This window comes from Staphylococcus sp. HMSC062A01 (assembly GCF_001836805.1).
Taxonomy (GTDB): Bacteria; Bacillota; Bacilli; order Staphylococcales; family Staphylococcaceae; genus Staphylococcus; species Staphylococcus haemolyticus.
In genome coordinates, this window is sequence record NZ_KV830607.1 from 21869 (window position 1) to 47093 (window position 25225).

The window sequence follows — 25225 nt, forward strand, 5'->3', positions numbered from 1 at the left end:
TTATTCAACCTCTTGTCTTTTGACTTGGTGTTGGTAAGTATTAAAGTCAATGTTATACATTTGATCTAACAGTTTGGGTAAAAATGTACCTGGTCCATTCACTTGTTGATCCTTTTCAGCAATTTCAGCAGCAATATTATAAATGCTCACTGCTTCTTCTAACACTTGTAGTGTTGGATTTTCTTCTCTAAATAAGAAACTCGCTACAATACCACCGAGTAAACATCCAGCACCAGTAATTTTAGCTAATAAAGGTGACCCATTATATAACTTGACAACTTTGCCACCTTGGACAACAACATCATCTTTACCTGTTAACACGATGGCTGTATTCAATTCCTCATGGGCTCTCTTAGCTATTTCAACAACATCTAAGTCAGTTTCACCATCTGTACCTTTCATCGTTGTAGTCGCATCTACTAACGTTAAAATTTCTGAGGCATTTCCTTTAATTACTGATACTTTCACTTCTGATAAGAATTTTTGGCAAAATGCTTTACGATATGAAGATGCACCAACTGCCACTGGATCAAATACAATCGGTGTTCCTTTTTGATTCGCAATTTTACCAATTTCCAATATGTCTTGTTCATTTGCTTTAGTCATCGTGCCAATATTAATAAGTAATGCACCAGCGACTTTATAAAATTCCCTCGCTTCTTCAGGTGCTTCACTCATTGCTGGGCTCGCGCCGATACTGAGTAAACCATTGGCTGTAAAATTCTTCACGACATCATTTGTATAACATACAACTAGAGGGTTCTCTTGTCTCAAACGTTCTAAGTTATTCATCATCTAAACCTACTTTCTTCATATAAGCAAAATGGTTTACCGGCCCTCTACCCTGACCAATCTCTGGCGTATATTGAATACTTAATGAAATAAATTTCTTAGCTTTTTTTACCGCTTCATAGATTGATTTACCTTTTGCAAGTTCTGCAGTAATTACCGCTGAAAATGTACATCCAGTGCCGTGAGTATGTTTTGTATCAAAGCGTTGATCTTCAAAAGTATATACATCATCCTTAGTAAACAAGAAATCTTTGGCATTGTTTAAATCAGTAGAATGCCCACCTTTTATTACGACGCCTTTACTACCTATCTCGTTAATAAATATGTTACCAGCTTTTCGTATATTTTCTTCAGTGTCTAGTTTGATATCTGTAATTTCCTCTGCTTCAGGAATATTTGGCGTGACGACATCTGCTAAAGGTAGTAATGTATTCTGTAAATGTTTCTTAGTATCATCATCCATGAGTGAATCACCACTTTTAGCAAGCATAACTGGATCAATAACATATGGAATATCTGAGTGTTGTTTCAAATAATGTTGGATTAACTCCATTGTTTCATGAGTTGCAATCATGCCTGTCTTAATAGCATGTGGTAATTCATCATTAAAGACACTGTCTAATTGTTCTTGTACCCAACTTGTCTCAAGATTATGGATATGTTGAACGCCTTTAGTGTTTTGCGCAATGATACTTGTAATCGCTGCCATACCGTAGACGCCACAGGAATGAAATGATTTTAAATCGGCCATCACACCAGCGCCACCTGATGGATCAGTTCCTGCAATTGTTAAAGCAATTTGGGGTTTATGCATTTTTATCGCCTCCGAAGTTCCACTGTTCATTAATATAAGCCATATTAAAGAAATTACGTTCATGTATGGTACTTTGTAAGAAACTTTCTTTAATATCTTTCTTCTCTTGTTCTGTACAATTTGTTGTTAATTTATCTAATAAATTATCAAATACTTCAATTAATGATCGCATTTCTGTACTATAGAAATCAAACCATTTTGCTGTAACAGAATCTCTATTTAGGTTTTGATCCTCTAATGCCATTTTAGCTACTACTTCATATACATAAGGACAAGGTGCCATTGCAGCTATAGTATACGCAGCATTTTCATGAGCATATGCGTGATAATACATATGTTTAATGTAATGATCTCCACTAGGTGGCCATACTCTTTCTTTAACAATTTCTTCATAAGGTTCGTTGATATAATCTGCTAGGATTTCATGTGCCTCAACCTCACCATCAAGCATAAATTCAATTTGTTCAACTAAAAATTTGACATCCTTCATTGATGGCGCTTTTGGGATAAGAAGTGCATATAAATTTGTAAATTCTTTCAAATATGACGCATCTGCTCTTAAATATTGACGTACTGCTTGAGCATCTAAATCCCCTTTTAATAGGTCTTGTATAAAACCATCATTATAAATTTCTTCAATAATAGGTTGCGCAGCCTCTTTAATCTCAGTTGAAAATGTCATATTAATCCTCCTTAAATTTAAAAAATGCTACATTTCAACGTAGAAATGTAGCTATCATTCAATAAAGAGAACGTAACATTTACATAACTACTTTCCTACGTTGGTACTAACCAAATCAGGTTATAAGGGTCTGAATTAATCATCTCAGCCATTTACTATAGCTCCCCTAGTAGCATTAATTTATTAATTTAACCATATCAAAATGACTGCTTTTTATCAAACAAAAAAGAGTGGAACAAAATTCACTGTTCCACTCTTACTTTAAATGATTAAATTACTATATTATGCAGTTACCCATTGTGAAGCGCCTGCAGTGTTATATAATTTAACTGCTGCAGCATCTTGTACGTGTTCAGGAGCTTGTGCTGGTGAAACACCTACATATTCATCAGGAGCTACTGAATCCCAAGTAGATTGTAAGAATTGATATTTACCTGCTGCACCTGAACTTGGGTTGATAGCAGTAATGTCGCCACCAGATTCACGTTGTGCAATTAGTTGTAAATGACTGTTAACATTTACAGAAGAACCACTTGAAGCATTGTTATTTGAAGAACTTGAGTTAGAAGTTGTAGCTTCAGTTTGTGGTTGTTGTGTTTGTTCAGTTTGAGGTGCTTGTTGAGTTTGAGTTGGTTGAACTTGACTAGATTGTTGTTGAGAACCAACTTGTTCAGCTGAAGTTTGATTAGAAACAGTTGAAGCTTGTACACTTACATCTTGTTGTTGAGAAGCTTGACCTGATTGTGCATAGTTCCAACTCCAGTTAGTACCATCTGATTCAAAATGATAAGTGAAACCTTCATAATCAAAAGTTACATTGTAAGCACCCTCTTGAATAGGGCTATCATTTAATGATTGATCATTTGATTGAGCTAATTGAGCTAATTCTGCTTTATTTACTTGAGCTTCGCTCGCATCTGCGTGTCCAGCGTTGCCAGCAACTACTCCTAAACCTACTGCTAATGATGAAGCAATAATTGTCTTTTTCATAATATATATATCCTCCTAAGAATGTTTGTGTCTTAATTAATTTTACAAGTATCACTTTAACATCCATAAAATCATAGTAGGTTACAGTGAAATTAAAAAAGACAGGACTTTTTTACATAGAAATTACATTAGTAAAACTATAATTATTTCAATTGCAAACTATCATGACAGTTTTAAATAGGTATATAAACATCTTTTCTTTGTAATATTTATGAAATCTTTCAGATAATTAAACGGGTAATTTAATAGCCTCCCTTATAAATTCTTTATATAAGAGAGGCCATGAGTATAATTAAAAGAAGTTTTTATAGTAAATAGGGATGGAGTTATTAGAACATTAGTTAACATCAATCACTTCAAGGTGATCAAAGGAATAAGCGTCTTCATCATATGAGGTGTTAGGAAGATTATTATCGTTTTTAGATTTAGGGGACATAAATTTAATTGTTTCAACATATAATTCAGTCACAAAGTGCGTTTGACCATCTTTATCGTACTTACGAGATCTCATTTGTCCTGTAATACCAACTAAAGTGCCTTGGTCTGTATATGATTCTATATTTGTTGCTGTTTTACCAAATGCCTTACAAAAAATATAATCACAAGCTATTTCATTATATTCATCTTTATAATTACGTTCAGTTGCAACACAGAACGTAGCTATCTTCACCTCCTCGTTTTCAAATATTTGTGCCTTTTTGGTCAATCGACCTACTATCACAATTTTATTTAGCATGTGTCACCTCCTTCTATAACTATATTATTCATTTATAATTTAGGCGTCAAAATTCTATTTTTAATATTTTTATTCCTCTTAATACACAAAGTTTGATATATTTAAAGAAAATAATTGTAAAACTCATATTAGATTATTAATAATTTCATTTTTTGCATAATTTTAAAATTTTTTGGGGATGTGATGAAGTGAAGACATTTAAAGCTGTACGTTTTCAAATCGTTAACGAAAATGGTGGAATAACTGAATTCGAGTTAGAAGATGGTGTAATCATTAATAAAGAAAATAGTGGCACAGGTTGGCTCTTAGAGGTTGTCATTTCAAATGCACATTATGAGACAATGAAAAAATATTATGATGATCAAACTTTATTGGACATTAGAGTCGTGATAACGCGTCCTTCAAATGATCCCGCTTTATTTGATGCCACAATTAAAAGCATTTCTGAATTCGAAACAACAATGTCAATAGTATTTGACTGTCATATTTATACTTTACGTCAAGTATATGCAGAGAGTTTATTAGAACAGCTAATTGATGAAGGTCTTTCTGGTGAAGAGTTAAAAATAACATTCAATCGAATGATGCAATCAAAACCAAAACTTAAAGAAGAAAAATTTGAGAGAGAATAAAAAATTGCCTCCTAACACTTTATTAAGTTAGGAGGCAATTTTTTATTATTTAAGCATCTTGAATTGCAAAAGTTAGTTCACAACTGCAAGCTAATTGTCCATCAACAGTTGCTTTAGCTGTACCTTTTCCAATCGGACCTTTAATTTTAGTAATTTCTACTTCTAACATTAAAGTATCACCAGGAGTTACTTGCTTTTTGAATCTACATTTATCAATACCAGCAAATAAAGCAATTTTACCTTTATTCTCTTCACTGTTTAGCATAGCAACAGCTCCTGTTTGAGCTAAAGCTTCAGTAATTAGTACGCCAGGCATCACAGCATAATCTGGAAAGTGTCCTTGGAAAAAAGGCTCATTACCAGATACTTGTTTTAAGCCCACACATCTTTTGCCTTCTTCATATTCAACTACACGGTCTATTAGTAAAAATGGTTGTCTATGTGGAATGATTTGTTTAATTTGATTATAATCGAAAATTGTTTCCATAATGTAAATCCTCCAGAAGTTTATACGAAAAATATCTTATTAATCATTTACTCTTTCAATGTTAGCACCCAATGATTTTAATTTCTCATGGAAATTAACGTAACCACGGTCTAAATGTTTCAATTCAGTAACCTGAGTTGTACCTTCAGTTACTAAACCAGCTAATATTAATGCCGCAGCTGCACGTAAATCCGTTGCTTTAACTTGAGCACCTTGTAATTGACTCTTACCTTGTATTTTAGCGCTTCTGCCTTCTACAGTAATATTTGCATTCATACGTCTAAATTCGGCAACATGCATAAATCTATTTTCGAAGACTGTTTCAGTTATCACTTTATGACCTTCAGCTGTTAATAATAACGCCATCATTTGTGATTGCATATCTGTTGGGAATCCAGGATGTGGCAATGTTTTAACGTCAACTGGTTTAAGTTCATCCTCAGCAGTGACTCTTACACCATCTTCTTGGAAATCTAAATTAACACCCATTTCTTCCAGTTTATAAATTAAACTAGTCATGTGTTCCTTCACAGCGTCTCGAACAAATACATCACCACGTGTAATTGCAGCAGCTATGATAAGGGTACCTGCTTCAATTCTATCTGGAATAATTGAATGTTCAACACCTCTTAATTTTTCGACACCATGAATTGTAATAGTATCAGTACCAGCTCCGGTAACTTTACCACCCATTTCATTGATATAATTTGCTAAATCAACAATTTCAGGTTCTTTAGCAACATTTTCAATTACTGTTTTACCCTTTGCAAGTGAAGCAGCCATAATAATGTTTTGAGTTGCACCTACACTAGGGAAATCTAAATGAATATCTGTACCTTTTAAACCATCTTTTGTACTAGCATAAATATTTCCATTTTCAAGGTGAATTTCAGCACCTAGAGCTTCAAAACCTTTAATATGCTGCTCTATTGGTCGTGCACCAATTGCACAACCACCTGGTAATGCGACAATGGCATGTCCTAATCGAGCTAGTAAAGGACCCATAACCAATATGCTCGCACGCATCTTACTAACATATTCATAAGGTGCCTCTTCTTTTAATGTTGTAGATGCATCAACTAATACGGCACCTTCTTCTTTGTTATACTCCACATTAGCGTTTAATGTTGATAACACATTATTTATTGTTACAACATCACTTAGATCTGGAACGTTAACAAGTTTACTTTGACCTTCTGACGCTAACAGTGATGCAGTTAGTACTGGTAAAACTGCATTTTTAGCACCTTCAACTTTAACTTCTCCAGTTAGGCGATTGCCACCTTTTATAACTATTTTATCCATAATAATCCTCCACTTTAAACTCCTATTACTATTATCATTTCCCGATTTTCAATCAATTATTTATTTATTATATCCATTTTTAAAAAGAATTTACAATAAACTCATTATTGAAATAAAAATTTCACTTGTGTTGAGAATTGTAATAAATCAATTAAAAAATTACTGACAGCTGTACCCAATAATACTGCTAAAAACATTAGACAAACTTGTACTTGAGTAGCATAGCCTTTTTTAAAAAATTGATCTAATTTTAGAGAGTTTAATGCCCAATAAGCTACGCAAATACACAGAACATGTAAAATTAAGTGTACTATTGCAAATTGTCCAATATAATCCATGACATTCTCTCCTTTTAGATTTCTGTACTATATTGTACATTAAATAAGCACAGAATGGTACTAATCGTGACTATGATACAACATAAAAAAGGTTTGAAAACTAACTTTAGTTTCCAAACCTTTTTAATTATTTTAATTCTGCTACGCGTAAGCGGTTTTCAGCTCTTGCCAACGCTCTTTTAGCTCTGTTTATATCACTGTTATCCTGATCTTCTAAATGAGATTGTGCTCTTTGACGAGCTAATTTAGCTCGTTCTACATCAATTTCACTTGCAGTTTCAGCTGTTTGAACAATGACAGATACTTTATGTTGTCTAATTTCAACAAAGCCACCACTAACAGCTATATATTCAGTACCATTTCTAAAATTCACTTTTACATGGCCTGTTTTTAATGCGGCAACTGTCGGAATATGCCCGCTCATGACACCCATTTCACCAGCTGTAGTTTGAAAAACAACTAATTCAACGTCATCTTTTTCGTAGACTGAACCATTAGGAGTGACAATATCAAGATTAACTGTACTCATTATCTATACCTCCTAATTGTTTAGACTTCAACACCCATATCTTTTGCTTTGGCAACGACATCTTCCATACTTCCAACTAAACGGAAAGCATCTTCAGGAATATGGTCATATTTACCATCTAAAATGCCTTTAAAATCAGCTACTGTAGTTTTAACAGGAACGTATGAACCTTTTTGACCAGTGAATTGTTCTGCTACATGGAAGTTTTGTGACAAGAAGAATTGAATTCGACGTGCACGTTCTACAGTCAATTTATCTTCTTCTGATAACTCATCCATACCTAAAATAGCAATGATATCTTGTAATTCTCTATATTTTTGAAGTGTTGATTGGACATCTCGTGCCACTTCATAATGCTCTTGACCAACAATTGCTGGTTCTAACGCTCTTGATGTAGATGCTAAAGGATCCACGGCAGGATAGATACCCATCTCAGTTAATTTACGTTCTAAGTTAGTTGTAGCATCTAAGTGAGCGAATGCAGTTGCTGGCGCTGGGTCAGTATAGTCATCGGCTGGTACGAATACAGCTTGAATTGAGGTTACTGAACCTTTATTCGTTGATGTAATACGTTCTTGTAATTGACCCATTTCCGTAGCTAAAGTAGGTTGATAACCTACAGCTGATGGCATACGTCCTAATAATGCTGATACTTCTGAACCTGCTTGAGTAAATCTGAAAATGTTATCGATGAATAACAGAACGTCTTGTCCTTGTTCATCACGGAAATACTCAGCCATTGTCAATGCAGAAAGTGCCACACGCATACGCGCACCAGGTGGCTCGTTCATTTGACCAAATACCATTGCTGTTTTCTCAATAACGCCACTATCTCTCATTTCATAATATAGGTCGTTACCTTCACGTGTACGTTCACCTACACCAGCAAATACTGAAATACCACCATGTTCTTGTGCGATATTATTAATCAATTCTTGGATTAAAACGGTTTTACCGACACCGGCACCACCAAATAGACCGATTTTACCACCTTTGATGTATGGTGCTAATAAGTCTACAACTTTGATTCCAGTTTCAAGAATTTCTACTTCAGTAGATAATTCGTCAAAATTAGGTGATTGTCTATGAATTGGATCACGTCTTACTGAACCATCTAATTTATCTTCTAAATCAATTGTGTCACCTAATACGTTAAATACACGTCCTAAAGTTACTTCGCCAACTGGTACTGAAATGTCTTTTTCAGTGTTCTGAACTTCCATACCACGTTGAACACCATCTGTTGAATCCATGGCAATTGTACGAACAACGTCATCACCTAGTTGTAATGCAACTTCAAGCGTTAATTCAAAAGTACCATCTTCTTTGGGAACTTCGATGATTAAGGCGTTATTAATTTCAGGTACTTCATTATGTTCAAAACGAACGTCAATAACAGGACCCATAACCTGAGTTACACGGCCATTACTCATGTTGTTTCCTCCTTTAAATTATTATTCAAGTGCTGCGGAACCACCAACAATTTCTGTGATTTGTTGAGTGATTTCAGCTTGTCTAGCTCTATTATATTGTAATGATAAGTCATCAATAAGTTCAGTTGCATTATCAGAAGCATTTTTCATTGCAGTCATTCTCGCTGCATGTTCACTAGCCTTAGCATCTAAAATCGTTCCATAAATTAAACTTTCAACATATTGAGGAAGAATAACACTTAGGATAGACTCTTTATCAGGCTCAAATTCATATGAAGACATTTGGCCTTGACCTTGGCTAGAATCTTCACGAGATAATGGTAAAACTTGTTTAGTTGCTGGTTTATTTTCAAGAACACTAACATAGTGACTGTAATAAATTTTTAATTCGTCAATATGTTCTTCACTGAATAAGTCAATCGCATGTTTAGCAATTGCTTGTATTGATTTAAATGAAGGTTGATCAGGAACTTCAACAAGTGAATTCTCAATTTCATAACCTCTATTTTTAAGGAAATCAACACCAGATTGACCCAATACAATAATACTATATTCGTCACTGCTAGAATGCTTTTCTTTAATATCATTAATAAGTCGTTTTAGTACATTTGAACTATAAGCACCTGCTAAGCCTTTATCACTTGTAATAACTAGGTAGCCACTACGTTGAACTTGTCTAGGTCTAAGCATAGGATGACTAGAATTTTTACTAGCACCTGCAATTGCAGTAATAGCATCTTGCATTTTCTCCATATAAGGTTCAAATTGTTTAGTGTTTTTTTCAGCTCGACGTAATTTTGAACTTGATACCATATTCATCGCTTTGGTAATTTGTTTCATTTTTTTCGTCGATTTAATACGACCATCTATCTCTTTTAATGAAGCCATTATCTCACCACCCTTTCAATTTAAAGTTTAATTATTCAGATTTGCTAAAGCTTTTCTTGAATTCATTAATAGTTGCTTCAAATTTATCATCAGATGGTAAGCCACCAGTTTCTCTAATTTCATTTAATAAGTCTGAACCATTTGATTTAGTCCAACTATTCAATTCATCTTCAAAACGTGTGATGTCTTCTACAGGAATATCATCTAGGTAACCTTTTGTTAATGCATAGATAATTAAAACTTGATTTTCAACAGGAAGTGGTTTGTTTTGATCTTGTTTCAAGACTTCAACCGTACGTTTACCTCTTTCAAGTTTTCTAGCTGTAAATTCATCTAAATCAGAACCGAATTGTGCAAATGATTCTAATTCTCTATATGAAGCTAAGTCTAAACGTAGCGTACCTGCTACTTTCTTCATTGCTTTAATTTGAGCAGATCCACCTACACGTGAAACTGATTGTCCTGCGTTAATCGCTGGTCTTACACCTGAGAAGAATAAATCAGATTGTAAGAAAATTTGTCCATCTGTAATTGAAATTACGTTAGTTGGTACGTATGCAGAAATATCCCCTGCTTGTGTTTCAATGATTGGTAAAGCAGTTATTGAACCGCCACCTAAATCATCATTAAGTTTAGCTGCTCTTTCTAATAATCTACTATGCAGGTAGAATACGTCACCTGGATACGCTTCACGACCTGGTGGTCTACGTAATAATAATGATAACTCACGATAAGCAGCAGCTTGTTTAGTTAAATCATCGTAAACGATTAATACATGTTTACCATTGAACATAAACTCTTCACCCATAGTTACACCTGAGTAAGGTGCAATGTAAAGTAATGGTGAAGGTTCAGATGCTGAAGCTGAAACAACAATTGTGTAATCTAATGCACCAGCTTGACGCAATTTTTCTACATTTGCACGCACAGTTGAATCTTTTTGACCAATTGCTACGTAAATGCAAATTGTATCTAAACCTTTTTGGTTTAAGATTGTATCAATACCGATTGTTGTTTTACCCGTTTGTCTATCTCCGATAATTAACTCACGTTGACCACGTCCAATTGGAACTAATGCGTCAATCGCTTTAATACCAGTTTGAAGTGGTTCGTCAACAGATTTACGAGCCATTACACCTGTAGCTTTTTGCTCAACAGGACGTGTTTTAGTTGTATTGATAGGACCTTGCCCATCAATAGGTTGACCAAGTGGGTTAACAACACGACCCATAAGTTCTTCCCCTACTGGAACTTCCATAATACGTCCAGTACGTCTAACTTCGTCGCCTTCAGTAATTTCAGTATATGGTCCTAAAATAACTACACCCACATTTGATTCTTCAAGGTTTTGAGCTAAACCAAGAACACCATTTGAGAACTCTACTAGCTCACCAGCCATACAGTCATTTAATCCGTGAATTAATGCGATACCGTCACCAATTTGGAGTACCGTACCAACATCAGTTACAGACATTTCAGACTCATAATTTTCAATTTGTGAGCGAAGTAATGCACTGATTTCTTCAGCTTTTATGGCCATCTATGTCACTCCTCTTTATTTTAGTTTACTCTTCTAAATTTGCGTTCGATTTGTTCTAAATCTTTTTTAACACTGCCATCTAGCACAGTAGTACCAACTTTAACTCTAAATCCTCCAATTAATTCTGGATTTATTTTCGTAGTAATATGTACTTGAGATAAATTAGTTTGTTTTAAAATTAAGTCTTTAATGCGATCAAGTTCTTCATCACTTAATTGATAAACTGATTCAACAATTGCTGAATCTTCATTATGATATTCATTATATAAACTTTTGAATTCTTTAAAAATTGAATTGATAAGTACTAAATGACGATTATTAGCTAATATCATTAGCATGTTTTTCAAGTAATAATTAGCATCTCCAAAAATGATACCAACAAATTTGCGTCTTTCTGAAGCTGGTTGGTTAGGATTTGAGTCAATTGCTCTAAAATCTTCACCATAGTTTCTCGTAGCTTCACTAACTTCACTCAATTCGTCATACATTAAATCTAATCTATCTTTATCAATAGCGACGTCAAATAATGCTTTAGCGTATTTATTTGCTACATCTGCCATTATTTATCGCCTGCCTCTTTTAAATACTTATCAACAAGGTCTTTTTGATCTTGTTCTGAAATTTCTTTTTGAAGTACTTTAGAAGCAATTAATACTGATAATTCAGACACTTGATTATTAATATCCGCTAATGCACGTTCTTTCTCGCTATTGATTTCACTTTGAGCAGTTTCAATCATACCGTTTGCACGAATATTTGCTTCATGAATGATTTCTTCGTGTTGTTTACGTGCTTGAATTCTAGCATCTTCTAAAATACGTTGAACTTCATCTTGAGTTTGTTTTAGTGTCTTTTTGTTTTCTTCTTCAAGTTTTTGTGCATTTAATTTTGTTTCTTCGGCTTCATCAATGTCTCTATTGATGTCACGTTCACGTTTATCCATTACTTCTTTTAATGGACCCCAAGCAAATTTCTTAAGTAGTGCTAGTAATATAGCAAATGTGATAACTGTTACAATGACAGTACCCCATTCAACTCCACCACCTGCTGCACCTAGAACGAATGAATTAGTTAATGCATTCACTGGCATTTGACACTCCTTTCATAATTAATCACCACTTGCCATTAAATAAAACGAACGGCGAAGATCCAAGTGACTTCGCCATGAAATTTTCTTATTGGAAAAGAGTCATGAATGCGATTACAACACCGATGATAGGTAATGCCTCAACTAAACCAATACCGATGAACATGATACTCATTAATTGTCCACGTGCTTCTGGTTGACGAGCTACACCTTCTACTGTTCTTGAAACGATAAGACCGTTACCGATACCTGCGCCTAGTGCTGATAAACCAATTGCAATTGCTGCTGCGATTAAACCCATATTAATAATTCCTCCTAAAATGTTTGTTTAAGTTAATGTGTGTCCGCTACTTTGTGGGACATGTAAACCATTGAAAGCATGATAAATATATATGCCTGGATTGAGCCAACAAAGATTGAGAATCCTTGCCATACGATTAAACCTGGAATACCTATAATCCAACCCCAAGCACTACTTACAACTAAACCGGCTAATAATGAAAGTAATAATTCACCGGCAAAAATATTACCGTATAAACGTAGTCCAAGTGTTAATGTTGAAGAGAATTCTTCAAAAACATTGATAATTGCTAAAGGCCAGAATGGTTTGAAGTAATTACCTATGTATGCCTTAGTACCACGCATTTTCACACCATAATAGTGTGTAAGTAATATCATCATAGTTGACAATGTCAATGTGACTGTTGCATCTGCTGTTGGAGATTTCCACCATAGATAATGATCTTTAGTCACTATAGCAAATGGTAATCCTAACATGTTTGCAACAAAGATAAATAATATCAATGTTACAGCTAAGAAGTGAAACTGACCACCTTTTTTCCAAGCCATATTACTCTCAATGATGCTTCTCACAAAGTCAAAGATCCATTCAATAAAATTCTGTTTACCTGATGGTCTTTTCTTTAAATTACGTGTACAAATAATTGCTATAAGAAAAACAATGATTGCTGTAATAACTAACATCATGATGCTTGCTAAATTGAAAACGAGATCAAAACCAAACACATTCCAACTCACGAGCGGGTTTTTGTGATCCATGTACTCACCTCTTTCGTTCTTAAAATTTTAACTCTTTAGCAGTAGAGGGCGTAGTATGATTAAAACATAAGAAAACATAAGACCTATCATTATTCCAATAATATTGACATAAACTTTTAATAAAAACCATATTACGCACGCAATGATAGCGACTAAGTACCTCCAAGTATTGCCTGTAGAAATATGTATATTATCTGGTTGTTTTGCCCGAGATAAATATAATTCGAAAATATAGGTATTTATTAAAGATCCAACTGTGCCGATTATCAATCCAAGAATAAAAGGTTTTGGAATAATGATATACAATACACCCAATAAAATTAGAAAATAAATATAATATTGAATGAATTGTTTAAATATGATGCTGAAACGCCTCATTTTTTTCCTCCAAATTAACTTATGTCAACCATGCAAACCGTTCCACTCATACAAATTTAATAATAATATAGGGTAAATATTGTGTCAATTCTATTCAAATTGTTGTAAAAATTAACTATTTATTTGTCAAAAAATGTTCACAATTAAGATTATTTTATGAATTGAGAGACTTTGGCATTTTTGAAGTTAAACCGAAATAATATTTTATACTCTCACATATTCTCAAAGATGCATTGCCATCACCATAAGGATTTTGAGTTAGCGCCATTTGATCATAAATCATTTGATTTTCTAAGATTTCTGTTGTTGATTTAAAAACATTATCAAAATCAGTGCCTACAACCTTTAAAGTACCTGCTGTTACACCTTCTGGTCTTTCAGTTACATCTCTTAGAACAAGAACAGGTTTATTTAATGAAGGGGCTTCTTCTTGAATCCCCCCTGAATCAGTCAAAATTAAATATGCTTTATTTGCAAAATTATGAAAATCTACAACATCGAGTGGTTCAATTAATTCTATACGTTCATGTTCTCCTAAATACTCGTAAGCTAGTTCTCTTACTTTAGGATTTAAATGTAAAGGAGACACAATAACGATATCTTCATATTCATCCACAATTTTGCGCATCGCTTTGTAAATATCAATCATTGGCTGTCCGACATTTTCTCGTCTATGGACAGTTAATAATATAATACGTTTACCTTGATGTTTTCTTATAATATCTGAATTATATTCTTTTTGAATTGTTAGTTCGAGTGTGTCGATAGCAGTATTTCCAGTAATAATAATTGAATCAGGACTCTTGTTTTCTTGAAGTAGATTATTAGCCGCCCCTTTAGTAGGTGCAAAATGTATATCGGCTAAATTACTTACCATTTGCCTATTCACTTCTTCTGGAAATGGCGCATATTTATGTCGCGTTCTTAAACCTGCTTCAACATGACCAATAGCAACTTTATTATAAAAAGCAGCAAGAGCACCAGAAAATGTTGTAGTTGTGTCGCCATGAACTAATACCATATCTGGTTTCTCTTTTTTTATAACATCTTCAAGTTTCGTCATAGCTCTTGAGGTAATGTCGGAAAGTGTTTGACCTTCCTTCATAATATTTAAATCATAATGTGGCGTAATGTTAAAAGTATGTAATACTGAATCTAACATCTCACGATGCTGAGCAGTTACAACAATCATTGGTTCTAACTCAGCATCATATTCGAGTGCCTTTACTAAAGGTGCCATCTTAATCGCTTCTGGTCTAGTACCAAAGACTGTCATAATTTTTTTCATACTTTAAGCTCCTAAATACTATTTTGTACCAAATAATCTGTCCCCAGCATCACCTAAACCAGGCGTAATGTATGCTTTGTCATTTAATTTTTCATCTAATGCTGCAATATAAATATCTACATCATCATGCGCCTCTTGCATCTTTTCTACACCTTCTGGTGCTGCAATTAAACACATGAATCTAATATTTTTTGCACCGCGTTTCTTTAATGAATTGATGGCTTCAATTGCTGATGCTCCAGTTGCTAGCATTGGATCTACAACAATGATTTGTCTCTCATCAATATCTTGTGGAAGTTTAGCAAAGTATTCTACTGCTTTTAATGTGTTAGGATCACGATATAGACCAATATGACCTACTCTAGCCGCTGGTACTAGATTTAACACACCATCTGTCATACCTAAACCAGCTCTAAGTATTGGAACGATCGCTAATTTTTTACCAGCTAATCTTTTTGCAGTCATTGTTGTTACTGGCGTTTTAATTTCTACATCTTGTAGTTCTAAATCTCTAGTAACTTCATACGCCATTAACATGCCTACTTCATCAACAAGTTCTCTAAATTCTTTAGTTCCCGTATTCATATCACGGATGTAACTTAATTTGTGTTGAATTAGTGGGTGATCAAATACATGTACTTTACTCATTTATATTTCCTCCAAAATTTTATAAATTATTCATATAGCGGATATTTATCAGTTAAACGACTTACTCTTTCTCTTGCTTCTTTTAATTTAGTATCATTATTAGGATTTTTTAGTGCTAAGCTAATAATACGACCTACTTCTTTAAACGCTTCCTCATCAAAGCCTCTCGTAGTCGCTGCAGGTGTACCTAAACGTATACCACTTGTTACGAATGCTTTTTCTTGATCAAATGGGATTGTATTTTTATTACATGTTATTCCAATAGAATCTAAAGTCGCTTCAGCTTCTTTACCAGTAACATTAACTGAATTTTTAACATCTACAGAAAGTAAATGATTATCAGTTCCTCCTGAAACAATTCTAAAGCCTTCTTCTTGCAATGTTTGTGAAAGTACTTTAGCGTTTTTAATTACTTGTTCTTGATAAACTTTAAAATCTTGCTCAAGCGCTTCACCAAACGCAACAGCTTTAGCTGCAATGACATGCTCTAAAGGGCCACCTTGAATTCCAGGGAATATTGTTTTATCAATATCTTTCTTATACTCTTCTTTACAAAGAATTAAGCCTCCACGTGGGCCACGTAAAGTTTTATGAGTAGTTGTAGTTACAAAGTCTGCATGTTCAACAGGATTTGGATGTAAACCTGCTGCTACTAAACCAGCGATATGGGCCATATCAACCATTAATTTAGCACCAACTTCATCAGCGATTTCTTTAAACTTTTTAAAATCCAGTTGTCTTGAATATGCTGATGTACCTGCAACTATCAATTTAGGTTTATGTTCATGTGCTAATTGACGCACCACTTCATAGTCAATTTTTTCAGTTTCCTTATCTACACCATAGTCAACAAAATTATAGAATTTACCACTAAAATTAACTGGTGACCCGTGTGTTAAGTGACCACCATGACTTAAATTCATTCCTAAAACAGTATCACCCATCTCTAGAGCGACAAGATAAACTGCCATGTTTGCTTGAGAACCTGAATGTGGTTGCACATTTACATGTTCAGCACCAAATAATGCTTTAGCTCGTTCGATAGCAATTGTTTCTGTAACGTCTACATAATCACAACCACCATAATAGCGACGACCAGGATAGCCTTCAGCATATTTATTAGTCATTACAGAACCTTGTGCTTCCATTACCGCTTCAGATACAAAATTTTCAGATGCTATTAATTCAATGTTGTTATTTTGTCTATTGTATTCATTTTGAATCGCTTCATAGACAGCTTTATCTTGATTTTGGATATAAGACATAAAAATCCCCTCCTACGCTTTCAAGCTTATTCGTATTTAGCTCGTTCACCACCGATTTTCTTAGGTCTTGAGGTTGCAATCGTTACAATTGCTTCACCAACCTGTTTGACACTTGTCCTAACCGGTACACAAACGTGTTTAATATGCATTCCAATTAATGTTTGACCTATATCAATACCTTTAGGTACTGAAATATGTTCAACTACGATTGGGTCATTCATATGCTTATAAGCATATGTAGCAAGACTACCTCCTGCGTGAACATCGGGAACAACAGTGACTTCTTCCATAGTTAGAGGGTTGAAATCTTCACGTTCAATTGTGACTGCTCTATTAATGTGTTCACAACCTTGGAATGCAAAAGAAACACCAATATCTTGTTTCACTTCTTCTAATGCATTAAAGATCGTTTCAGCAACTTCCATTGACCCTACAGAACCAATCTTCTGTCCTATAACTTCAGAAGTCGAACATCCTATCACACAAATTTCATTTTCATTGAAAAATGATTGCGATTTAAGTTCATCAAGCAAAGTTTTAAGTTTTTGCATTGAAATCTCCACCTTAAATACATAATTAAAAAGAAGCATAGCAAACTAGCTATACTTCTTCATTATAACTTATTTAAAGCTTAACATATACTAATTGTATAATATTTGGATTATGAATTTGTACGTAACTTACCTATCAAATACAAAAGTTGTTCAAACGTTTGACGGTAAGTATCTATGTTACCACCAAAAGGATCAACAATGTCACCTATTTCTCCAACATATTCACTGAGTTGATAAATACGACCATTGTCACCATAATGAAAAACCAGTTGTTGTTTATGCATATCTGTCATCGTTAAAATTAAGTCACTATTCAAATCATTCTCACTAAATTGCTTAGCTACAGTTGGTTCAGGAAAATTATGCTCCATAATGACTTCTAATGACTCTAGTGATACGGATTGGCCATCAATCGCGAACAGTCCTCTAGAATTAATTGTGTCATCTACAAGCATTTTCTTCGCGATACTTTCGGCTATTGGACTTCGGCAAGTGTTTCCAGTACATACAAATGTTATTCTCATAAGTTCTCACCTCTAACAATGTGATTACCTGTAGCTTTAATAATCCGATTCATAATTGCTTCAGATTCATCTGTTTTATCAAAAGCATAAATATATGCTTGATCTATTGATGGATTTTCATCAATACTATGAAGTATTTGATACAAATTATGATTAGCTTGTCTTATATCTTTTTCATCTTTACAAAGTTTAATGAATAGTGCATCACTTGGGGCATACTGCTTCAAAGTTTCCGGTAAAATAAAAGCTGTATTACTCCATTCTTTAATTGTTTTAATAGGTTCACTAAGATGCGTTAGCATCGTTACTGGTATATCAGGGGCATAGTGTTTATACTTCATTCCAGGTGCTATTGGTTGGCTACTGGCGTCATAATGATAATCCTCAACACTTCCTGGTAAAACATCATTGAGCATTGCTTGCGTTATTGATCCTGGTCTTGCTATTCTGAAAGGAAACTGTGTACAATCTAGCACGGTGCTTTCTAATCCTTCTTCACTTTGATCACCATTGACTATACCGTCAATTTTGCCATTTAAATCATTAAAAACGTGTTGAAAAATTGTAGGAGAAGGTCGCCCACTTACATTAGCACTAGGGGCAGCGATAGGCATATCAATGTATTGAAGTATAGCTCTTCCTATTGGATGACTTGGCATTCTTACCGCGATTGATTGTAAGCCACCTGTTACTTTCTCACAAAGATACCCCTGTCTTAAAGGTAAAATAAATGAAATAGGTCCAGGCCAAAATTCATCCATCAAACATTTGGCTTCTTCAGGCAAATGAGAAATAATTTGATCAAGCTGAGATTTATCATGTATATGGACAATTAATGGATTGTCAGAAGGACGTCCTTTGGCTTGATATATGTTTGAAACTGCCTGTTGGTTTCGAGCATCTGCACCCAATCCGTAAACAGTCTCTGTTGGAATTGCAATTAACCCACCATCATTATATACCTGTTTTATATTTTCCAATTCTGGATAATCCAATGGCGATTCTTGATAATCACGCATATCCCATATCTCAGTTTTCATCAAGCTCACTCCTTCATTATTGTATTATTCATATATATGAAAAGTTACTCATCTAAATTTTATCAGATAAGTAACTTTGAGTTTTACCATTTAAATGACACTATTCTTTCATTACCATTTATATCTTTAACAACTTTAACATCAAGTTTTGGATACTTTTCTAAAATAATATTTTTTAACCTTTCACCCTGGTTATAACCAATTTCAAAGGTGACAAAAGCATCTTTATTTAAAACTTTAGGCAAATCATTAAGGATTAATTCATAAATAGCGAAACCCTCATTCTCTGCAAACAATGCTATATGAGGTTCATACTTAACAACTGTGTTCTCCATCATTTCTATCTCATCTACATCAATATATGGTGGATTAGAAACAATACCATCCAATTTTATATTCTTTTGTATGAAAGGTTTCAATGCATTGCCTTTAAAAAAAGTTACCGCTGCCTCGTGATAATGCGCATTATCTGATGCAACTTCTAAGGTCTCTTGGAGAATGTCTGTTGCATAAACAGTAAAATCTTTATTTAACTTTTTTAAAGTAACAGCTAAAACACCACTACCAGTTCCAATATCAGCGATTGTAGCACTTGATTTACAATTTTCAAGAAAATGCAACATCACTTCCTCCGTTTCAGGACGTGGAATTAAACAATGTTCATTAACTTGAAATTGATAGCCATAGAAAGATTGAAAACCAACAATATATTGTATAGGTTCACCTAAAAGCATCCGTTCAGTCGCAAGTGAAAACTTGATTTCTTCTGCTTTTGACATGTCATCATACATGTGAATTAAATAATCAGTTCTTGACCACCCAAACAAATCAAGCATCAACCATTCTGCTCTCGATTGTTCATAACCCTTATCTACAGCTTGTTGAATCGCATAATCTAATTGTTCTTTAAAGTTCACCATTGTTTAGTTCTTTCAATTTCTCAGTTTGTTCAGATAAAGTTAATGCATCAATAATTTCATCTAATTTACCTTCCATAATTTGATCTAACTTTTGTAAAGTTAATCCTATTCTATGGTCAGTTACACGGCTTTGTGGATAATTATATGTTCTAACTCTTTCAGACCTATCTCCTGTACCCACTGCTGATTTACGTTGTGCTGCATATTTTTGTTGTTCTTCCTGTAATTTCATATCATATAAACGTGCTTTTAAAACTTTCAACGCTTTTTCACGGTTTTGAATTTGAGATTTTTCAGAAGAAGTTGCAATAACACCAGTAGGTAAGTGAGTGATACGAACAGCTGAGTCAGTTGTATTAACGTGCTGACCGCCAGCACCACTTGAGCGATAGGTGTCTATTTTCAAATCTTCATTTCGGATTTCAATCTCAACATCTTCAACTTCAGGAAGAACAGCAACTGTCGCTGTTGAAGTATGAATTCGTCCACCTGATTCTGTTTCAGGTACACGTTGAACTCGGTGTGCACCATTTTCAAATTTTAATTTACTATAAGCACCGCTACCTGAAACTGAGAAACTAATTTCTTTATAACCACCATGGTCACTTTCAGCCGCTTCAACAATTTCAGTTTTAAAGTTTTGAGATTCTGCATACTTACTATACATTCTTAGTAAATCGCCAGCGAAGATTGCCGCTTCATCCCCACCTGCTGCTGCTCTGATTTCAACGATAACGTCTTTCTCATCATTAGGATCTTTTGGAATTAATAAAAATTTAAGTTGTTCTTCCAACTCAGGAATCGCACTTTTCAAACTAGCACTTTCCTCTTTCAACATTTCAATTTCTTCTTTATCTTCTGTTTCATTTAACATTTCATCAATTTCAGCAATTTCTTCTTTTTTACTTTTATAATCTCTATATACATCAACTGTTTTTTGTAAATCAGCTTGTTCTTTTGAATATTTACGTAACTTATCTGAATCATTAACAATCTCAGGGTCACTTAACATTTCATTGAGTTGTTCATATCTTTCTTCAACGATATCTAATTGATCAAACACTACATTTCCTCCTCGTCACTTGTACTTGGTGCTACGATATGATGTGCACGACATCTCGGTTCATAACTTTCATTTGCCCCAACTAAAATGATAGGATCATCTACTTTAGCTGGCTGTCCATCGATTAAGCGTTGTGTTCTACTTGATGATGAACCACATACTGCACATACAGCCTGTAATTTAGTAACTTGTTCACTTACCGCCATAATTTGTGGCATGGGTTCGAATGGTTCCCCTCTGAAATCCATATCTAAGCCTGCAACCACTACTCGATGGCCATTTTCAGCAAGCTTCTCCACTATATTTACAATTTCTTTATCGAAAAATTGAATCTCATCAATACCAATGACATCAACATGAGACAAATCCTGTAATAATATATCTCTTGAAGTAGAAATATTAATTGCTTCTAATTCATTACCGTCATGAGAAACAACTTTTTCTTTATGATAACGATCATCAATAGCTGGTTTAAACACTACTACTTTTTGTTTAGCGTATATCCCTCGTCTTAGTCTACGAATTAGTTCTTCTGACTTACCGCTAAACATACTTCCAGTAATGCATTCAATCCAACCGGAATGGTAAGTTTCATACATTATAAGTTCCACCTTTTACAAAAACATAATCGCTTAATTATATCATATTTCTATGTATTATAAATATCACTTTAAATACTACTTAAATTTAAAAAAACTGTCTACGCATTTCTATATAAAATAGATTAGGCAGACAGTTTAAACTTATAATTAGTTGTTGTTTGATTTGAAACCAAACTTTTTGTTGAAACGTTCCACACGACCATCCGCAGCAGCGAATTTTTGACGTCCTGTGTAGAATGGGTGTGAATCAGAAGATACATCTAAACGAATAACTGGGTATTCATTACCATCTTCCCATTCCATTGTTTCTGAAGATGTTTTAGTTGAACCACTTAAAAATTTAAAGTTAGTAGTTGTATCTAAAAAGATAACTTTGTGATAATCAGGATGGATTCCTTGTCTCATTAATTTTCAGCTCCTTTGCCCTGAACCATCTGGAACAGAGTTATTTGTGAGTTTTTTACCCAATACTTGGTAATTATAATAGTTATTAGATTAAAACGCAAGCCTCAAACAGACATTCGTTAAATAATCGGTTTTCCTGTTTTTGTACTTTCTTCAGCAGCCTTTTGCAACTGTTGGAAAAATTCTTTATTACTTTTAGAGCGTTTTAATTTTCTAATAAATCTTTCTGTGAAATCTGTAGAGTCTGTAAACATGTTTCTTAACTGCCATAGTGAATCAAGTTCAGAATTACTAATTAGTAATTCTTCTTTACGCGTAGAACTTCTTCCAATATCAATCGCAGGGAAAATTCGACGTTCAGATAATTTACGATCAAGATGAAGTTCCATATTTCCTGTTCCTTTGAATTCTTCATAAATCATATCATCCATGCGTGATCCAGTTTCAACTAATGCAGTGGCTAATATCGTTAAACTTCCTCCTGCTTCAATGTTACGCGCAGCACCAAAGAATGCTTTAGGTTTGTGTAATGAAGCAGGATCAAGACCACCTGATAACGTTCTTCCACTTGGTGGTATAACTAAGTTATACGCTCTTGCCAATCGAGTAATTGAGTCCATCAGAATAATAACATCTTGACCAATCTCAACTAATCGTTTAGCACGTTCTAGTAATAATTCAGCTACTTTAACATGGTGTTCTGGTGGCTCATCAAAAGTCGAGTGCACTACTTCAGCAGATTCAACGGATCTTTCAATATCAGTTACTTCTTCTGGACGTTCCCCAACTAATAAAATAAATAATTTTGCATCAGGTTTATTTTTACTAATCGCATTTGCAATTTCTTTTAATAAAGACGTTTTACCCGCTTTAGGAGGTGCAACAATAAGTCCACGTTGACCTAGACCAATAGGCGTAACTAAATCCATTATACGTGTTGAATAATTTTGGGGATCTGTTTCTAAAACGATCCTTTCCTCAGGATAGAGAGGCGTTAAAGCTTGAAAGTGAGGGCGTTTTTTTACAACTTCAGCATTCTCATCATTAACAAAGTCAACTTGCAATAAACCATAATATTTTTCATTATCTTTAGGTTTACGAACTTTTCCGGTTACTTTATCACCACGTTTAATTTCGAAACGTCGTATTTGACTTGCAGATATATAAATATCTTTTTCACCTTTTGAATAGTTGACTGTTCTTAGGAACCCATAACCATCAGGCTGGATATCATCTAAGACACCCTCCATGTAATAGTTACCATCTTTTTCCATTTGGGCTTCCATGATAGCTAAAACTAATTCACTCTTATTCAATTTACTATAATTAGTAAGTTTTAATGTTTTTGCTTTTTGTGTTAATTCTTTCGTTGTGTAATTTTTATACAATTCATGAAACGACTCATACTGTGGAGATGTACGTACTTTTTCAGGCATAAATTGCACCCATTTCTTATATATTTATAAAGACTTCAATTTGATTAGAAAAGAGATATTTTAAATAGTTTCATTTCAAGAACTCACTAAGTCTATTTAGGATATCTCATAAAATAATATTTAAAGTCTTGAATACTAGAATTAATATAGCAAATTTTCAATTTAAATACAAAACGATTTTATTAAATTTCCAAAAATAAAACAGCTCATGGAACTAAAAATATTCCATGAACTGATACAAATAATATATAAATTAATTTTTTAAATTAACTGAAATAACCAGCAATTGATTTCACTTCTAAGAACTCTTCTATACCATAATCGCCCCACTCACGACCAATTCCAGATTGTTTATATCCACCAAATGGTAAATCTGGTTGGTTTCCAGCTTCATTGATTTCAATTCTACCTGCTTCAATTGAACGAGCTACTTTTTGAAGTGTTTCTTTATCTTTACCTATTACATATCCTGCTAATCCATATTTAGTATCATTAGCAATTTTGATTGCTTCATCTAAATCATTATATGTGATTACAGAAGCAACTGGTCCAAAGATTTCTTCTTGAGCAATTGTCATGTCATTGTCTACATTGATAAAAATAGTTGGTCTCGCGAAATAACCAGTATTTAATCCTTCAGGTTTACCAGGACCACCGTAGAATAATTCTGCACCTTCTTCAATACCTTTATCAATATATGATTGGACTGTATCAAATTGTTTCTTACTAATAATCGGTCCAACTTGAGTACCTTCTTCTCGTGGATCTCCAACTTTAACTTTACTAAATTCTTCTTTAAGTGCAGTTAATAAGTCTTCTTTTTTGCTTTCAGGAATTAAAATACGAGTACCTGCAGTACATACTTGACCTGTGTTATTAACTACTTTGCCAGTAGTTGCTTTCGCTGCTTCTTTAACATCAACATCATCTAATACGATATAAGGCGATTTACCACCTAATTCAAGTGATACTTTTTTGAAATCCTTAGAAGCTTTTTCCATTATTTTTGAACCTGTGCGTCCTGAACCAGTAAATGACATCATTCTAACTTTTGGATGTTCACTTAGTGGATTACCTACACCTTCACCGTCACCATTAACAAGATTAAATACACCTTTTGGTACGCCTACTTTATCAAATATTTCAGCTAAAATGACTGCAGCAAATGGTGTTTCTTCTGAAGGTTTTAGAACAACAGGACTACCTGCTGCAAAAGCGGCTGCTAATTTCAATGAAGTTTGATTAGTTGGGAAATTCCAAGGTGTTACTAGGCCTGAAACACCAATTGCTTCTTTAATAACTAATGCATCTCCACGTCTTTCTTCAAATTCGAATGAATCTAGTGCTCTACTTGCCTCTTCAAAATGATTTAGCCCCATTTGGTAGTGGACATTCTCAGATACTGTTAAAGGTGCACCTAATTCATCCGTTATGGCTTCTACAATATCTTGTTTTCTATTTTTATATTCTTCTACAATTTTATCTAATAGTTCTTTTCTTTCTTTCACTGAACTATGACGAAATTCTAAATAAACGTTATTTGCAGCTTCTACTGCTTTTTCCACATCATTTGCATTACCTTTAGCTACTTTACCAATAACTTCTTCAGTTGCTGGATTGATTACTTCAATTGTTTCATTACTATCGCTATCAATCCATTCGCCATTTATATATTGTTGAGTATAATTTCTCATAAATTCTTCACTCCTTAAGAATCATTACGTCATTTGTATACCTTTTTTCATTGAAAATTAAACATACCGTCTTAGTATGAAATAACAAAAGAGTTT

General features: G+C 33.9%; 30 protein-coding genes and 1 riboswitch. Of the genes, 1 reads left to right on the forward strand and 29 read right to left on the reverse strand.

Annotated features, from left to right (window positions below; genetic code table 11):
• From thiM to HMPREF2715_RS03035, 5 genes are all read right to left on the reverse strand, one after another.
• A complete protein-coding gene (gene thiM, locus HMPREF2715_RS03015) occupies positions 1–792 on the reverse strand; it encodes a hydroxyethylthiazole kinase (RefSeq protein WP_070580744.1) in 792 nt (263 codons plus the stop codon).
• Positions 785–1606, reverse strand: coding sequence for a bifunctional hydroxymethylpyrimidine kinase/phosphomethylpyrimidine kinase (gene thiD / locus HMPREF2715_RS03020; RefSeq protein WP_070580746.1), 822 nt, complete (start codon positions 1604–1606; stop codon positions 785–787). Before thiD ends, thiM begins: the two co-directional genes overlap by 8 nt.
• Entirely contained in the window at positions 1599–2288 is a 690-nt protein-coding gene (tenA, locus tag HMPREF2715_RS03025; RefSeq protein ID WP_070580748.1) for a thiaminase II, read from the reverse strand. The genes thiD and tenA overlap by 8 nt, the downstream gene beginning before the upstream one ends.
• A 75-nt stretch (positions 2289–2363) precedes the next feature.
• A riboswitch (TPP riboswitch) is annotated at positions 2364–2466 on the reverse strand.
• 104 nt (positions 2467–2570) lie between these two features.
• A complete protein-coding gene (locus tag HMPREF2715_RS03030; protein WP_070839374.1) occupies positions 2571–3278 on the reverse strand; it encodes a transglycosylase family protein in 708 nt (235 codons plus the stop codon).
• Between the two features lie 337 nt (positions 3279–3615).
• On the reverse strand, positions 3616–4014 hold the full coding sequence (locus tag HMPREF2715_RS03035; protein ID WP_070580750.1) for a single-stranded DNA-binding protein: 399 nt from the start codon (positions 4012–4014) through the stop codon (positions 3616–3618).
• A 188-nt stretch (positions 4015–4202) separates the two neighbouring features.
• Between HMPREF2715_RS03035 and HMPREF2715_RS03040 the strand changes: the two genes are divergently transcribed.
• Positions 4203–4646 carry a YwpF-like family protein gene (locus tag HMPREF2715_RS03040; protein ID WP_011275248.1) on the forward strand — a complete coding sequence of 148 codons (444 nt, stop codon included), beginning with the start codon at positions 4203–4205 and terminating at the stop codon, positions 4644–4646.
• A gap of 49 nt (positions 4647–4695) precedes the next feature.
• Here the strand turns inward: HMPREF2715_RS03040 and fabZ are convergent, their stop codons facing one another.
• The 24 genes from fabZ to HMPREF2715_RS03160 all read right to left on the reverse strand — a co-directional run bounded on the left by fabZ (position 4696) and on the right by HMPREF2715_RS03160 (position 25129).
• The gene (gene fabZ, locus HMPREF2715_RS03045; protein ID WP_016931213.1) at positions 4696–5133 is read right to left on the reverse strand and encodes a 3-hydroxyacyl-ACP dehydratase FabZ; all 438 of its coding nucleotides are present in this window, start codon (positions 5131–5133) and stop codon (positions 4696–4698) included.
• A 39-nt stretch (positions 5134–5172) separates the two neighbouring features.
• Positions 5173–6438 (reverse strand): UDP-N-acetylglucosamine 1-carboxyvinyltransferase, encoded by a 1266-nt coding sequence (murA, locus tag HMPREF2715_RS03050; protein ID WP_070839376.1) that lies wholly within the window; start codon positions 6436–6438, stop codon positions 5173–5175.
• Between the two features lie 104 nt (positions 6439–6542).
• Entirely contained in the window at positions 6543–6776 is a 234-nt protein-coding gene (locus HMPREF2715_RS03055) for a DUF1146 family protein (RefSeq protein ID WP_053026877.1), read from the reverse strand.
• A 127-nt stretch (positions 6777–6903) separates the two neighbouring features.
• The gene (locus tag HMPREF2715_RS03060; RefSeq protein ID WP_011275244.1) at positions 6904–7305 is read right to left on the reverse strand and encodes a F0F1 ATP synthase subunit epsilon; all 402 of its coding nucleotides are present in this window, start codon (positions 7303–7305) and stop codon (positions 6904–6906) included.
• Between the two features lie 20 nt (positions 7306–7325).
• Positions 7326–8738, reverse strand: a complete 1413-nt coding sequence (gene atpD, locus HMPREF2715_RS03065; protein WP_070580752.1) for a F0F1 ATP synthase subunit beta — start codon at positions 8736–8738, stop codon at positions 7326–7328.
• Between the two features lie 21 nt (positions 8739–8759).
• Positions 8760–9626 carry an ATP synthase F1 subunit gamma gene (atpG, locus tag HMPREF2715_RS03070; RefSeq protein ID WP_070440358.1) on the reverse strand — a complete coding sequence of 289 codons (867 nt, stop codon included), beginning with the start codon at positions 9624–9626 and terminating at the stop codon, positions 8760–8762.
• Positions 9627–9657: 31 nt separating this feature from the next.
• Positions 9658–11166, reverse strand: a complete 1509-nt coding sequence (atpA, locus tag HMPREF2715_RS03075; RefSeq protein ID WP_070440357.1) for a F0F1 ATP synthase subunit alpha — start codon at positions 11164–11166, stop codon at positions 9658–9660.
• Positions 11167–11186: 20 nt separating this feature from the next.
• Positions 11187–11726, reverse strand: a complete 540-nt coding sequence (locus tag HMPREF2715_RS03080; RefSeq protein ID WP_070580756.1) for a F0F1 ATP synthase subunit delta — start codon at positions 11724–11726, stop codon at positions 11187–11189.
• Positions 11726–12256: a F0F1 ATP synthase subunit B gene (locus HMPREF2715_RS03085; protein ID WP_070839378.1), complete on the reverse strand. Its 531-nt coding sequence runs from the start codon at positions 12254–12256 to the stop codon at positions 11726–11728. The genes HMPREF2715_RS03080 and HMPREF2715_RS03085 overlap by 1 nt, the downstream gene beginning before the upstream one ends.
• A gap of 85 nt (positions 12257–12341) precedes the next feature.
• A complete protein-coding gene (atpE, locus tag HMPREF2715_RS03090) occupies positions 12342–12554 on the reverse strand; it encodes a F0F1 ATP synthase subunit C (RefSeq protein ID WP_011275238.1) in 213 nt (70 codons plus the stop codon).
• 32 nt (positions 12555–12586) lie between these two features.
• Positions 12587–13312 (reverse strand): F0F1 ATP synthase subunit A, encoded by a 726-nt coding sequence (gene atpB, locus HMPREF2715_RS03095; RefSeq protein ID WP_011275237.1) that lies wholly within the window; start codon positions 13310–13312, stop codon positions 12587–12589.
• Positions 13313–13339: 27 nt separating this feature from the next.
• Positions 13340–13690, reverse strand: coding sequence for an ATP synthase subunit I (locus tag HMPREF2715_RS03100; RefSeq protein ID WP_037551936.1), 351 nt, complete (start codon positions 13688–13690; stop codon positions 13340–13342).
• A 154-nt stretch (positions 13691–13844) separates the two neighbouring features.
• On the reverse strand, positions 13845–14978 hold the full coding sequence (gene wecB, locus HMPREF2715_RS03105; protein ID WP_070839380.1) for a non-hydrolyzing UDP-N-acetylglucosamine 2-epimerase: 1134 nt from the start codon (positions 14976–14978) through the stop codon (positions 13845–13847).
• Between the two features lie 18 nt (positions 14979–14996).
• On the reverse strand, positions 14997–15626 hold the full coding sequence (gene upp / locus HMPREF2715_RS03110; RefSeq protein WP_037551932.1) for a uracil phosphoribosyltransferase: 630 nt from the start codon (positions 15624–15626) through the stop codon (positions 14997–14999).
• A 26-nt stretch (positions 15627–15652) separates the two neighbouring features.
• Positions 15653–16891, reverse strand: a complete 1239-nt coding sequence (gene glyA, locus HMPREF2715_RS03115) for a serine hydroxymethyltransferase (protein WP_070580763.1) — start codon at positions 16889–16891, stop codon at positions 15653–15655.
• A 26-nt stretch (positions 16892–16917) separates the two neighbouring features.
• Complete coding sequence (locus tag HMPREF2715_RS03120; RefSeq protein ID WP_070580765.1) at positions 16918–17442, reverse strand: TIGR01440 family protein; 525 nt, start codon at positions 17440–17442, stop codon at positions 16918–16920.
• Positions 17443–17552: 110 nt separating this feature from the next.
• The gene (locus tag HMPREF2715_RS03125; RefSeq protein WP_070580767.1) at positions 17553–17969 is read right to left on the reverse strand and encodes a low molecular weight protein arginine phosphatase; all 417 of its coding nucleotides are present in this window, start codon (positions 17967–17969) and stop codon (positions 17553–17555) included.
• Positions 17966–19009 carry an L-threonylcarbamoyladenylate synthase gene (locus tag HMPREF2715_RS03130; protein ID WP_070580769.1) on the reverse strand — a complete coding sequence of 348 codons (1044 nt, stop codon included), beginning with the start codon at positions 19007–19009 and terminating at the stop codon, positions 17966–17968. The genes HMPREF2715_RS03125 and HMPREF2715_RS03130 overlap by 4 nt, the downstream gene beginning before the upstream one ends.
• An 83-nt stretch (positions 19010–19092) precedes the next feature.
• Positions 19093–19929 carry a peptide chain release factor N(5)-glutamine methyltransferase gene (gene prmC / locus HMPREF2715_RS03135; protein ID WP_070580772.1) on the reverse strand — a complete coding sequence of 279 codons (837 nt, stop codon included), beginning with the start codon at positions 19927–19929 and terminating at the stop codon, positions 19093–19095.
• Positions 19916–20992, reverse strand: a complete 1077-nt coding sequence (prfA, locus tag HMPREF2715_RS03140) for a peptide chain release factor 1 (RefSeq protein ID WP_011275228.1) — start codon at positions 20990–20992, stop codon at positions 19916–19918. Before prfA ends, prmC begins: the two co-directional genes overlap by 14 nt.
• Positions 20992–21591 carry a thymidine kinase gene (locus tag HMPREF2715_RS03145; protein WP_011275227.1) on the reverse strand — a complete coding sequence of 200 codons (600 nt, stop codon included), beginning with the start codon at positions 21589–21591 and terminating at the stop codon, positions 20992–20994. The genes prfA and HMPREF2715_RS03145 overlap by 1 nt, the downstream gene beginning before the upstream one ends.
• Before the next feature lie 150 nt (positions 21592–21741).
• The gene (locus tag HMPREF2715_RS03150; protein WP_070839381.1) at positions 21742–21999 is read right to left on the reverse strand and encodes a type B 50S ribosomal protein L31; all 258 of its coding nucleotides are present in this window, start codon (positions 21997–21999) and stop codon (positions 21742–21744) included.
• 119 nt (positions 22000–22118) lie between these two features.
• The gene (rho, locus tag HMPREF2715_RS03155; RefSeq protein ID WP_053015856.1) at positions 22119–23435 is read right to left on the reverse strand and encodes a transcription termination factor Rho; all 1317 of its coding nucleotides are present in this window, start codon (positions 23433–23435) and stop codon (positions 22119–22121) included.
• 266 nt (positions 23436–23701) lie between these two features.
• Complete coding sequence (locus HMPREF2715_RS03160; protein ID WP_053025300.1) at positions 23702–25129, reverse strand: aldehyde dehydrogenase family protein; 1428 nt, start codon at positions 25127–25129, stop codon at positions 23702–23704.
• Positions 25130–25225 lie beyond the last annotated feature (96 nt).

What these genes read in the sequence shown, in the direction of transcription:
- thiM (WP_070580744.1), bottom strand. Translation starts at nt 792, where the DNA reads ATGAATAACTTAGAACGTTTGAGACAAGAGAACCCTCTAGTTGTATGT.
- thiD (WP_070580746.1), bottom strand. Translation starts at nt 1,606, where the DNA reads ATGCATAAACCCCAAATTGCTTTAACAATTGCAGGAACTGATCCATCA.
- tenA (WP_070580748.1), bottom strand. Translation starts at nt 2,288, where the DNA reads ATGACATTTTCAACTGAGATTAAAGAGGCTGCGCAACCTATTATTGAA.
- HMPREF2715_RS03030 (WP_070839374.1), bottom strand. Translation starts at nt 3,278, where the DNA reads ATGAAAAAGACAATTATTGCTTCATCATTAGCAGTAGGTTTAGGAGTA.
- HMPREF2715_RS03035 (WP_070580750.1), bottom strand. Translation starts at nt 4,014, where the DNA reads ATGCTAAATAAAATTGTGATAGTAGGTCGATTGACCAAAAAGGCACAA.
- fabZ (WP_016931213.1), bottom strand. Translation starts at nt 5,133, where the DNA reads ATGGAAACAATTTTCGATTATAATCAAATTAAACAAATCATTCCACAT.
- murA (WP_070839376.1), bottom strand. Translation starts at nt 6,438, where the DNA reads ATGGATAAAATAGTTATAAAAGGTGGCAATCGCCTAACTGGAGAAGTT.
- HMPREF2715_RS03055 (WP_053026877.1), bottom strand. Translation starts at nt 6,776, where the DNA reads ATGGATTATATTGGACAATTTGCAATAGTACACTTAATTTTACATGTT.
- HMPREF2715_RS03060 (WP_011275244.1), bottom strand. Translation starts at nt 7,305, where the DNA reads ATGAGTACAGTTAATCTTGATATTGTCACTCCTAATGGTTCAGTCTAC.
- atpD (WP_070580752.1), bottom strand. Translation starts at nt 8,738, where the DNA reads ATGAGTAATGGCCGTGTAACTCAGGTTATGGGTCCTGTTATTGACGTT.
- atpG (WP_070440358.1), bottom strand. Translation starts at nt 9,626, where the DNA reads ATGGCTTCATTAAAAGAGATAGATGGTCGTATTAAATCGACGAAAAAA.
- atpA (WP_070440357.1), bottom strand. Translation starts at nt 11,166, where the DNA reads ATGGCCATAAAAGCTGAAGAAATCAGTGCATTACTTCGCTCACAAATT.
- HMPREF2715_RS03080 (WP_070580756.1), bottom strand. Translation starts at nt 11,726, where the DNA reads ATGGCAGATGTAGCAAATAAATACGCTAAAGCATTATTTGACGTCGCT.
- HMPREF2715_RS03085 (WP_070839378.1), bottom strand. Translation starts at nt 12,256, where the DNA reads ATGCCAGTGAATGCATTAACTAATTCATTCGTTCTAGGTGCAGCAGGT.
- atpE (WP_011275238.1), bottom strand. Translation starts at nt 12,554, where the DNA reads ATGGGTTTAATCGCAGCAGCAATTGCAATTGGTTTATCAGCACTAGGC.
- atpB (WP_011275237.1), bottom strand. Translation starts at nt 13,312, where the DNA reads ATGGATCACAAAAACCCGCTCGTGAGTTGGAATGTGTTTGGTTTTGAT.
- HMPREF2715_RS03100 (WP_037551936.1), bottom strand. Translation starts at nt 13,690, where the DNA reads ATGAGGCGTTTCAGCATCATATTTAAACAATTCATTCAATATTATATT.
- wecB (WP_070839380.1), bottom strand. Translation starts at nt 14,978, where the DNA reads ATGAAAAAAATTATGACAGTCTTTGGTACTAGACCAGAAGCGATTAAG.
- upp (WP_037551932.1), bottom strand. Translation starts at nt 15,626, where the DNA reads ATGAGTAAAGTACATGTATTTGATCACCCACTAATTCAACACAAATTA.
- glyA (WP_070580763.1), bottom strand. Translation starts at nt 16,891, where the DNA reads ATGTCTTATATCCAAAATCAAGATAAAGCTGTCTATGAAGCGATTCAA.
- HMPREF2715_RS03120 (WP_070580765.1), bottom strand. Translation starts at nt 17,442, where the DNA reads ATGCAAAAACTTAAAACTTTGCTTGATGAACTTAAATCGCAATCATTT.
- HMPREF2715_RS03125 (WP_070580767.1), bottom strand. Translation starts at nt 17,969, where the DNA reads ATGAGAATAACATTTGTATGTACTGGAAACACTTGCCGAAGTCCAATA.
- HMPREF2715_RS03130 (WP_070580769.1), bottom strand. Translation starts at nt 19,009, where the DNA reads ATGAAAACTGAGATATGGGATATGCGTGATTATCAAGAATCGCCATTG.
- prmC (WP_070580772.1), bottom strand. Translation starts at nt 19,929, where the DNA reads ATGGTGAACTTTAAAGAACAATTAGATTATGCGATTCAACAAGCTGTA.
- HMPREF2715_RS03145 (WP_011275227.1), bottom strand. Translation starts at nt 21,591, where the DNA reads ATGTATGAAACTTACCATTCCGGTTGGATTGAATGCATTACTGGAAGT.
- HMPREF2715_RS03150 (WP_070839381.1), bottom strand. Translation starts at nt 21,999, where the DNA reads ATGAGACAAGGAATCCATCCTGATTATCACAAAGTTATCTTTTTAGAT.
- rho (WP_053015856.1), bottom strand. Translation starts at nt 23,435, where the DNA reads ATGCCTGAAAAAGTACGTACATCTCCACAGTATGAGTCGTTTCATGAA.
- HMPREF2715_RS03160 (WP_053025300.1), bottom strand. Translation starts at nt 25,129, where the DNA reads ATGAGAAATTATACTCAACAATATATAAATGGCGAATGGATTGATAGC.